The sequence below is a fragment of the Microbacterium sp. Kw_RZR3 genome, from assembly GCF_029222405.1.
In the GTDB taxonomy this organism is placed as follows: domain Bacteria; phylum Actinomycetota; class Actinomycetes; order Actinomycetales; family Microbacteriaceae; genus Microbacterium.
The window spans coordinates 1-3,701 of sequence record NZ_JARHXC010000239.1; the positions used below are offsets into that span (position 1 = coordinate 1).

3 protein-coding genes and 1 tRNA gene are annotated in these 3,701 nt (G+C 69.4%); 2 read left to right on the plus strand and 2 right to left on the minus strand.

From position 1 onward, the window contains the following. A partial coding sequence (locus tag P2P98_RS13445; RefSeq protein ID WP_275800517.1) for an undecaprenyl-diphosphate phosphatase occupies positions 1-846 on the minus strand: 846 nt, incomplete at its 3' end. 8 nt (positions 847-854) lie between these two features. After that, positions 855-2,156 carry a M20/M25/M40 family metallo-hydrolase gene (locus tag P2P98_RS13450; RefSeq protein ID WP_275800520.1) on the minus strand — a complete coding sequence of 434 codons (1,302 nt, stop codon included), beginning with the start codon at positions 2,154-2,156 and terminating at the stop codon, positions 855-857. Positions 2,157-2,328: 172 nt separating this feature from the next. Between P2P98_RS13450 and P2P98_RS13455 the strand changes: the two genes are divergently transcribed. Both P2P98_RS13455 and P2P98_RS13460 read left to right on the plus strand, forming a co-directional pair. Beyond that, positions 2,329-2,414: transfer RNA gene (locus P2P98_RS13455), tRNA-Leu, on the plus strand. A 144-nt stretch (positions 2,415-2,558) separates the two neighbouring features. Beyond that, positions 2,559-3,602 (plus strand): 2-oxoglutarate and iron-dependent oxygenase domain-containing protein, encoded by a 1,044-nt coding sequence (locus P2P98_RS13460; RefSeq protein WP_275800521.1) that lies wholly within the window; start codon positions 2,559-2,561, stop codon positions 3,600-3,602. The last annotated feature ends 99 nt before the right edge of the window (positions 3,603-3,701 follow it).

The following is a 3,701-nucleotide window of genomic DNA, read 5'->3' on the forward strand; positions in this document are numbered from 1 at the left end:
GCTGGTGATGACCGTCGACACGGCGGGGATGACGCCCGTCAGCAGCAGGATGATGATCAGGATGCCGAGCGCCACGCGGTAGATCACGAACGGCAGGAAGCTGCCGCGCTTGAGGTACTGCATGAGGAACGCGATCACGAGATAGCCGACAACGAAGGCGATTACCGTCGCGATCGCGGTCTCGCCGAGGTTGTACGGACCGGTTCCCTCGTCGAAGCTCTTGTAGAGCTCGTACAGCCCGCTCGCGAACACCGCGGGCACGGCCAGCAGGAACGAGTACTCCGCGACAGCGGTGCGCTTGTAGCCGAGGGCGCGACCGAGGGTCGTGGTGGCGCCGGAGCGCGAGACGCCGGGAACGAGGGCGAGGGCCTGCGCGAACCCGAAGGCGAAGCCGTGACCCACGGTGAGGTCTTCGAGGTCGCGGCGGCGCTTGCCGTAGTGGTCGGCGACACCGAGCAGGACGCCGAAGACGATCAGCACGATCGCGGTGATCCACAGGCTCCGGAAGTTGTCGCGGATGAGGCTCTGCAGGAGGAAGCCGAGCACACCGATCGGGATGGTGCCGATGATGATGTACCAGCCCATGCGCGCGTCGGGGTCGTTGCGCGGAACCCGGCCCGTGAGGGACAGGAACCAACGCGAGAGCACGCGGGCGATCTTCTTGCGGAAGTACAGCAGCACCGCGAGCTCGGTGCCGATCTGGGTGATGGCGGTGAACGTCGCGCCCGGGTCGGTCTGCGACTGGAGGAACTCGCCCACGATGCGTATGTGGGCGCTGGAGGAGATGGGGAGGAACTCGGTGAGGCCCTGTACGAGCCCCAGGATGATGACCTCGAAGATGTGCATTCGGTCCTTCAGTACGTTCGGATGAGGTCGGCGAGGACTCGTCGACCGAACTCGAGCGCGTCAACGGGAACGCGCTCGTCGACACCGTGGAACATCCCGGTGAAGTCGAGATCGGCGGGGAGTCGCAACGGCGCGAACCCGTAACCGGAGATTCCGAGGCCGGCGAGGGCCTTGTTGTCGGTGCCGCCGCCCATGAGGTACGGCACGACCGGCACGCCGGGGTCGTGACGGTCGAGCTGGGCGACCATCGCGTCGACGAGGTCGCCCGAGAACGGCACCTCGAGACCGATGTCGGTGTGGACGACCTCGATCTCGATGTCCGACCCGACGATGCGACGGATGTCGGCGAGAGCGGCTTCCTCGGTGCCGGGGAGCACGCGCACGTCGATGAGCGCCTCGGCCCGGTCGGGGATCACGTTGTGCTTGTACCCCGCGGTCAGGCCCGTGGGGTTGGTCGTGGTCCGCAGCGTCGAACGGATGAAGCTGGATGCCGCGCCGGTGCGCATGGCGAGGGCGTCGGGGTCGCCCGCGTCGTCACCCGTGATGTCGGCGAGGCCGTTCAGCAGCGCCGCCGTGGTGTCGGTGAGCCGGATGGGCCACTCGGTTCGACCGAGGGCCGCCACCGCTTCCGCCAGCCGGGTGACGGCGTTGTCGGGGTGCAGGCCGCTGCCGTGCCCCGCGCGCCCACGGGCGATGAGCTTGATCCAGATCAGGGCCTTCTCCCCCACCTGCAGGAGGTAGGCGCGACGGTCGCCGACCGCGATCGAGTAACCGCCGACCTCGCTGATCGCCTCGGTCGCGCCCCGGAACCAGTGCGCCCGGTCCTTCACGACCAGGGCGGAGCCCTCGACGCCGCCGTTCTCCTCGTCGGCGAAGAAGGTCACGATGATGTCGCGCTCGGGCTGCTCCCCCGCGCGCAGCACATCGGCGACGGCGGTGAGGATCATGGCATCCATGTCCTTCATGTCGACCGCTCCGCGGCCCCACAGGATGCCGTCGCGGATCTCACCCGCGAACGGATCGACGCTCCAGTCCTCGGCGACGGCGGGGACCACATCGAGGTGACCGTGCAGGATCAGCGCCGGCTTGTCGGGGTTGCGACCGGGCACGCGCGCGTAGACGTTCGTGCGGCGGGCGATCGGCTCGTAGTACTCGGTCGCGAGGCCGAGTCCTTCGAGGTACGCCCCGACGTATTCGGCCGCCTCGCGTTCCCCGTTCGAGCGTCCACCCCCGTAGTTCGAGGTGTCGAACCGGATGAGGTCGGACGCCACACGGGCGACCTCGGGCACGTCGTTCTCGAGCTCGGGCATGCGCACTACGGTACCCGGGCGCGGACCCGCGAACCGTCCTGTGTCGGCGTGCGGCGGGCCCTCGAATGGCTCGATGCCGCCGAGCCGCGCCCGGGGTGCACGCTCGGTTCGAGACGGGGCTCCGGTCGTGGTAATGTCGTTCCTCGTTGCGAAAGTGACAAAACACCCAGATGCGCGGGTGGCGGAATAGGTAGACGCGCTAGCTTGAGGTGCTAGTGCCCGTATTAGGGCGTGGGGGTTCAAGTCCCCCCTCGCGCACAGATGAGAAAGACCCCCGGGTTCGCCCGGGGGTCTTTCTCGTTTCCGAGACGTCTCGCCTGCCGACGGGGTGCGCTGACGGCTCCTCGTAACCGTGACAGCGCAGAAACACCCGCGTGACACGACCCGCCTAGCGTCGGGGCCATGCCCCCTTTCTCGGTCCCCACCATCGACATCTCCGCCTGGGTCGGCAGCGGATCCGACGACGCCCGCGCCGCGGTGGTGGCCGCGGTGGACCACGCGGCGCGCACCGTCGGCTTCATGCAGGTGGTGGGCCACGGCATCCCGGACTCCGTCATCACGGCTCTCGCCGCCGAACTGGACGAGTTCTTCGCGCTCCCCCTCGAGGCCAAGAAGGCGTTCGTGCGGCCCGCGGCCGAGAACCGCGGATACAGCCCGCCCAAGAGCGAATCGCTGAGCTACAGCCTGGGCGTCGATCCGGTCACCCGGATGAACGACTTCTTCGAGGCGTTCAACGTGGGAGCGTCGTGGCGCGACTACCTCGGAACGGGCGCCACGGCGGCAGACTACGCGGAGAACACGTGGCCGGATGCCGTCCCGTCGTTCCGCGGCGCCGTCGAGACGTACTTCGACGAAGCGCGGCGGGTGGCCGGGACGCTCACGCGCATCCTCGCCGCGGCGCTCCGGGTGCGCGCGGACTTCTTCGACACCCTCACCGACCACTCGATCGACGTGCTGCGGATGAACAACTACGCCCTCCCGCCCGGCTCGATCGAGCTCGGGGCGGAGCTGACGGGGATGGGCGAGCACACCGACTTCGGCCTCGTCACGGTGCTCTGGGCCGACCAGGTCGCGGGGCTGCAGGTGCTCGGCCAGGACGGGTCGTGGAACGACGTCTCGCCGGCCGACGGGGCACTGCTGGTCAATCTCGGTGACGTGGCAGCCCGGCTGACGAACGACAAGTGGATGTCGACGCTGCACCGGGTCAAGCCGCCGGTGATCGACGGGACGATCGAGCGCCGACGATCGGCGGCCTTCTTCCACGACGGCAACGCCGACGCGGTCATCGCTCCGCTCCCGCACTTCGTGTCGCGCGAGGCCCCGGCGCTGTACGAGCCGGTGACGGTCCGCGAGCACATCGCCGCGAAACTCGCGGGCTCGCGGGCCGGACGGAAGAACGTCACCGCGGTGCGCGAGGCCGCGCGAGTCGCCGCCAGCCGCGGATAGCCCGGCCGCCGACCCTCCCGCGGTGCGGCGCGAGCCGGGGTGCGGCGCGAGCCGGGGTGCGGCGGGTTCGCGGCGCGGGGCGCAGCACCGTCGACCACG

Excerpts from the sequence above, each read along its gene's own strand:
- P2P98_RS13460 (WP_275800521.1), top strand. The coding sequence starts at position 2,559 with ATGCCCCCTTTCTCGGTCCCCACCATCGACATCTCCGCCTGGGTCGGC.
- P2P98_RS13450 (WP_275800520.1), bottom strand. The coding sequence starts at position 2,156 with ATGCCCGAGCTCGAGAACGACGTGCCCGAGGTCGCCCGTGTGGCGTCC.